3 rRNA genes are annotated in these 5586 nt (G+C 55.7%); all 3 read right to left on the bottom strand.

The window, feature by feature from the left end:
- Positions 1 to 61 precede the first annotated feature (61 nt).
- Positions 62 to 178, bottom strand: a 5S ribosomal RNA gene (gene rrf, locus ACFQ0P_RS16390).
- 121 nt (positions 179 to 299) lie between these two features.
- Positions 300 to 3405, bottom strand: a 23S ribosomal RNA gene (locus ACFQ0P_RS16395).
- A 413-nt stretch (positions 3406 to 3818) separates the two neighbouring features.
- Positions 3819 to 5343, bottom strand: a 16S ribosomal RNA gene (locus ACFQ0P_RS16400).
- The 16S, 23S and 5S rRNA genes sit together here, the layout of an rRNA operon.
- Positions 5344 to 5586 lie beyond the last annotated feature (243 nt).

The following is a 5586-nucleotide window of genomic DNA, read 5'->3' on the forward strand; positions in this document are numbered from 1 at the left end:
GTGTGTGGGTGTTAACGCGAAATGGCCACCCTGCGTTGGGTGGCCATTTGGCGTAATGGGTGTCCGGCGGTGTCCTACTCTCCCACAGGGTCCCCCCTGCAGTACCATCGGCGCTGAGAGGCTTAGCTTCCGGGTTCGGAATGGGACCGGGCGTTTCCCTCTCGCTATGGCCGCCGAAACTCTGTTGATGTTTCAGTCTGCACCACGACGTGTGTCGTTGTTGGTGCGGTTCTCGACCGTACATCGAGAACCACTCAGTGGACGCGGGCATCAGGCCCACCCCGGGTGGGGGTGGGGTGATTGTCAAGTCATCGGCTTATTAGTACCAGTCAGCTGCACACGTTGCCGTGCTTCCACATCTGGCCTATCAACCCAGTAGTCTGGCTGGGAGCCTCTCACCCCGAGGGGTATGGAAGTCTCATCTTGAGGCCGGCTTCCCGCTTAGATGCTTTCAGCGGTTATCCATCCCGAACGTAGCTAATCAGCGGTGCTCCTGGCGGAACAACTGACACACCAGAGGTTCGTCCAACCCGGTCCTCTCGTACTAGGGTCAGATCCTCTCAAACTTCCTACGCGCGCAGCGGATAGGGACCGAACTGTCTCACGACGTTCTAAACCCAGCTCGCGTACCGCTTTAATGGGCGAACAGCCCAACCCTTGGGACCTACTCCAGCCCCAGGATGCGACGAGCCGACATCGAGGTGCCAAACCATGCCGTCGATATGGACTCTTGGGCAAGATCAGCCTGTTATCCCCGAGGTACCTTTTATCCGTTGAGCGACAGCGCTTCCACAAGCCACTGCCGGATCACTAGTCCCGACTTTCGTCCCTGCTCGACCTGTCAGTCTCACAGTCAAGCTCCCTTGTGCACTTACACTCGCCACCTGATTGCCAACCAGGTTGAGGGAACCTTTGGGCGCCTCCGTTACTTTTTGGGAGGCAACCGCCCCAGTTAAACTACCCACCAGGCACTGTTCCTGAACCGGATTACGGTTCGAAGTTAGACATCCAGAGTGACCAGAGTGGTATTTCAACAACGACTCCACGGTAACTGGCGTCACCGCTTCAAAGTCTCCCACCTATCCTACACAAGCCACACCGAACACCAATACCAAGCTGTAGTAAAGGTCACGGGGTCTTTCCGTCCTGCTGCGCGTAACGAGCATCTTTACTCGTAATGCAATTTCGCCGAGTTCGCGGTTGAGACAGTTGGGAAGTCGTTACGCCATTCGTGCAGGTCGGAACTTACCCGACAAGGAATTTCGCTACCTTAGGATGGTTATAGTTACCACCGCCGTTTACTGGGGCTTAAATTCTCAGCTTCGCCTTGCGGCTAACCGGTCCTCTTAACCTTCCAGCACCGGGCAGGCGTCAGTCCGTATACATCGTCTTGCGACTTGGCACGGACCTGTGTTTTTAGTAAACAGTCGCTACCCACTAGTCTCTGCGGCCTCCAAACGCTTTCGGAGCAAGTCCTAATACGTCGAAGGCCCCCCTTCTCCCGAAGTTACGGGGGCATTTTGCCGAGTTCCTTAACCACGATTCTCTCGATCTCCTTGGTATTCTCTACCTGACCACCTGAGTCGGTTTGGGGTACGGGCGGCTAGAACCTCGCGTCGATGCTTTTCTTGGCAGCATAGGATCACCCACTTTTCATCCGCATCGTGTCTCAGCCTGTATGAGGAACGGATTTGCCTATTCCTCGGCCTACGCACTTGCCCCGGGACAACCATCGCCCGGGTTGGGCTACCTTCCTGCGTCACACCTGTTAATACGCTAACCGCACCAGCATGGGGTCGTGCGCTAGGCCGCAGCCCTCACCCCGAAGGGATCGTAACTACGGATTCGGGCACTTAGCACCACTGGATTGATTGGGGCGGTTCTTCGCCGGTACGGGAATATCAACCCGTTGTCCATCGACTACGCCTGTCGGCCTCGCCTTAGGTCCCGACTTACCCAGGGAAGATTAGCTTGACCCTGGAACCCTTGGTCTTTCGGAGGACGTGTTTCTCACACGTCTTTCGCTACTCATGCCTGCATTCTCACTCGTGTGGCGTCCACGGCTGGGTCACCCCGCCGCTTCACTCGCCACACGACGCTCTCCTACCCATCAACACGGCTGGACCACGAAGGCCTACCAATAATGTCAATGCCACAACTTCGGTGGCGTGCTTGAGCCCCGTTACATTGTCGGCGCGGAATCACTTGACCAGTGAGCTATTACGCACTCTTTCAAGGGTGGCTGCTTCTAAGCCAACCTCCTGGTTGTCTGAGCAACTCCACATCCTTTCCCACTTAGCACGCGCTTAGGGACCTTAGTTGGTGGTCTGGGTTGTTTCCCTCTCGACTATGAAGCTTATCCCCCACAGTCTCACTGCTGCGCTCTCACTTACCGGCATTCGGAGTTTGGCTGACGTCAGTAACCTGGTGGGGCCCATCGGCCATCCAGTAGCTCTACCTCCGGCAAGAAACACGCAACGCTGCACCTAAATGCATTTCGGAGAGAACCAGCTATCACGAAGTTTGATTGGCCTTTCACCCCTATCCACAGCTCATCCCCTCAGTTTTCAACCTAAGTGGGTTCGGCCCTCCACGACGTCTTACCGTCGCTTCAGCCTGGCCATGGATAGATCACTTCGCTTCGGGTCTAGGACATGCGACTGAATCGCCCTATTCAGACTCGCTTTCGCTACGGCTACCCCACACGGGTTAACCTCGCCACATATCGCTAACTCGCAGGCTCATTCTTCAAAAGGCACGCTGTCACAGCTGCTAGGGCTGCTCCAACGGTTTGTAAGCAAACGGTTTCAGGTACTATTTCACTCCCCTCCCGGGGTACTTTTCACCTTTCCCTCACGGTACTTGTCCGCTATCGGTCATCTGGGAGTATTTAGGCTTATCAGGTGGTCCTGACAGATTCACACGGGATTTCTCGGGCCCCGTGCTACTTGGGATACTCTCCACGCTGCGTCCGACATTTCGGTTACGGGGCTGGCACCCACTCTGGCCGGCCTTTCAAGACCGTTCACCTATATCGACGCATCACGTTCACTGCTCGGCAGAACAGCGCGGAAAGTCCCACAACCCCGAACACGCAACTCCTGCCGGATATCACACGTACTCGGTTTAGCCTGTTCCGGTTTCGCTCGCCACTACTAACGGAATCGCGGTTGCTTTCTCTTCCTGTGGGTACTGAGATGTTTCACTTCCCCACGTTCCCTCTACCCGCCCTATATATTCAGGCGGGAGTCACTAGGTCGGCACGCCGCCCAGCGGGGTTTCCCCATTCGGACATCCTCGGATCACAGTGTGCTTATCCACTCCCCGAGGCTTATCGCAGATTGCTACGTCCTTCTTCGGCTCCAGATGCCAAGGCATCCACCGTTTGCTCTTAAAGACTTGAAATCACATGAGTTTCATCAAGAATCGCGTCCGAGCCCGAAAGCTCGAACGAGAAATTGACTAATGATCTTTAAGATCATCATTACAAGACGACAAAAGTCGTCTCGAAGATGCTCGCGTCCACTGTGTAGTTCTCAAAGTACGGGCGGTACCCACCCCGCAGCCAGACCAGCCGGCATGAAGGATGGGCCCAGAGAGCTCAGTCACAGAAACAACCGTTCCTGCTTCCGGTCCCTCAGGACCCAACAGCGTGCATGTGCCGACAGCATCACCCGAACCGTTCCCACCGCAAGCGGCGTACTGAGCCCGGGATCCCCCGACCGGCACCACGTCAAATGTTCCACCCATGAGCTCCCAGCGAGAACATCCGTCTCGATCTGGGGCCTGGACACCCGAAAGTGCCAGAAGCTCCTTAGAAAGGAGGTGATCCAGCCGCACCTTCCGGTACGGCTACCTTGTTACGACTTAGTCCTAATTACCGATCCCACCTTCGACGGCTCCCTCCACAAGGGTTGGGCCACCGGCTTCAGGTGTTACCGACTTTCATGACTTGACGGGCGGTGTGTACAAGACCCGGGAACGTATTCACCGCAGCGTTGCTGATCTGCGATTACTAGCGACTCCGACTTCATGAGGTCGAGTTGCAGACCTCAATCCGAACTGGGACCGGCTTTTTGGGATTCGCTCCACCTCACGGTATTGCAGCCCTTTGTACCGGCCATTGTAGCATGCGTGAAGCCCAAGACATAAGGGGCATGATGATTTGACGTCATCCCCACCTTCCTCCGAGTTGACCCCGGCAGTATCCCATGAGTTCCCACCATTACGTGCTGGCAACATAGAACGAGGGTTGCGCTCGTTGCGGGACTTAACCCAACATCTCACGACACGAGCTGACGACAACCATGCACCACCTGTTCACGAGTGTCCAAAGAGTTCCCTATTTCTAGGGCGTTCTCGTGTATGTCAAGCCTTGGTAAGGTTCTTCGCGTTGCATCGAATTAATCCGCATGCTCCGCCGCTTGTGCGGGTCCCCGTCAATTCCTTTGAGTTTTAGCCTTGCGGCCGTACTCCCCAGGCGGGGAACTTAATGCGTTAGCTGCGTCACGGAATCCGTGGAATGGACCCCACAACTAGTTCCCAACGTTTACGGGGTGGACTACCAGGGTATCTAAGCCTGTTTGCTCCCCACCCTTTCGCTCCTCAGCGTCAGTTACGGCCCAGAGATCTGCCTTCGCCATCGGTGTTCCTCCTGATATCTGCGCATTCCACCGCTACACCAGGAATTCCAATCTCCCCTACCGCACTCTAGTCTGCCCGTACCCACTGCAGGCCCGAGGTTGAGCCTCGGGATTTCACAGCAGACGCGACAGACCGCCTACGAGCTCTTTACGCCCAATAATTCCGGATAACGCTTGCGCCCTACGTATTACCGCGGCTGCTGGCACGTAGTTAGCCGGCGCTTTTTCTGCAAGTACCGTCACTTTCGCTTCTTCCTTGCTAAAAGAGGTTTACAACCCGAAGGCCGTCATCCCTCACGCGGCGTTGCTGCATCAGGCTTCCGCCCATTGTGCAATATTCCCCACTGCTGCCTCCCGTAGGAGTCTGGGCCGTGTCTCAGTCCCAGTGTGGCCGGTCACCCTCTCAGGCCGGCTACCCGTCGACGCCTTGGTGAGCCATTACCTCACCAACAAGCTGATAGGCCGCGAGCCCATCCCGAACCAAAAAATCTTTCCAACAGCTGACCATGCGGCCGCTGCTCATATCCAGTATTAGACGCCGTTTCCAGCGCTTATCCCAGAGTCCGGGGCAGGTTGCTCACGTGTTACTCACCCGTTCGCCACTGATCCCCAAGTGCAAGCACCTGGTTCACCGTTCGACTTGCATGTGTTAAGCACGCCGCCAGCGTTCATCCTGAGCCAGGATCAAACTCTCCATAAAAAAATGATGCAACCAAAAACTCGGGAAAACGAGCCAAAGGAAGCGAGTTCGAAACTGACCAAAAACGAATGTCACTGACATCCATAAATTGATCCAAAGGAATCCCAACGATCAGAAAAACTGACCGACGAGGTTATTTGGCATTTGACAAGTGCACGCTGTTGAGTTCTCAAGGATCGGACGCACCCACCCACCAACCACCAAGGCCAGCACAGCAGGGCAACTTCACAACCTTATCCGACT

Source organism: Microbacterium insulae (assembly GCF_042677065.1).
In the GTDB taxonomy this organism is placed as follows: domain Bacteria; phylum Actinomycetota; class Actinomycetes; order Actinomycetales; family Microbacteriaceae; genus Microbacterium; species Microbacterium insulae.